At 53.0% G+C, this 542-nt stretch carries 5 tRNA genes and 1 rRNA gene; all 6 read right to left on the bottom strand.

Annotation, left to right across the window (positions count from 1 at the left end):
- Positions 1-20 precede the first annotated feature (20 nt).
- Positions 21-95, bottom strand: a tRNA-Gly gene (locus tag CD150_RS12430).
- 3 nt (positions 96-98) lie between these two features.
- A tRNA-Leu gene (locus CD150_RS12425) sits at positions 99-180 on the bottom strand.
- A gap of 13 nt (positions 181-193) precedes the next feature.
- A tRNA-Lys gene (locus CD150_RS12420) sits at positions 194-269 on the bottom strand.
- A 6-nt stretch (positions 270-275) separates the two neighbouring features.
- Positions 276-351 (bottom strand) — tRNA-Thr (locus CD150_RS12415).
- Positions 352-360: 9 nt separating this feature from the next.
- Positions 361-436: transfer RNA gene (locus CD150_RS12410), tRNA-Val, on the bottom strand.
- Positions 437-446: 10 nt separating this feature from the next.
- A 5S ribosomal RNA gene (gene rrf, locus CD150_RS12405) occupies positions 447-542 on the bottom strand; the annotation flags it as partial.

Genomic DNA, 542 nt, shown 5'->3' with positions numbered 1-542 from the left:
CCGCCACCCCGGCAAAATAATGGAGCAGAAGACGGGATTCGAACCCGCGACCCCGACCTTGGCAAGGTCGTATTCTACCGCTGAACTACTTCTGCAAATGCGGGTGAAGGGAGTCGAACCCCCACGCCGTAAGGCGCTAGATCCTAAGTCTAGTGCGTCTGCCAATTCCGCCACACCCGCGTTATTTGATTAATGGTGAGCCATAGAGGATTCGAACCTCTGACCCTCTGATTAAAAGTCAGATGCTCTACCAACTGAGCTAATGGCTCTAAAGATGGTGCCGGCCAGAGGACTTGAACCCCCAACCTACTGATTACAAGTCAGTTGCTCTACCAGTTGAGCTAGGCCGGCAAATTAAAATGGTGGAGGATGACGGGTTCGAACCGCCGACCCTCTGCTTGTAAGGCAGATGCTCTCCCAGCTGAGCTAATCCTCCGTTTATATTTGCCTGGCAACGTCCTACTCTTGCGGAACGTAAGTCCGACTACCATCGGCGCTAAGGAGCTTAACTTCTGTGTTCGGCATGGGAACAGGTGTGACCT

Source organism: Staphylococcus ureilyticus, assembly GCF_002902235.1.
GTDB classification, from domain to species: domain Bacteria; phylum Bacillota; class Bacilli; order Staphylococcales; family Staphylococcaceae; genus Staphylococcus; species Staphylococcus ureilyticus.
Note: the sequence above shows the minus strand (reverse complement) of the source record. Positions and strands in the feature narration are given on the sequence as shown.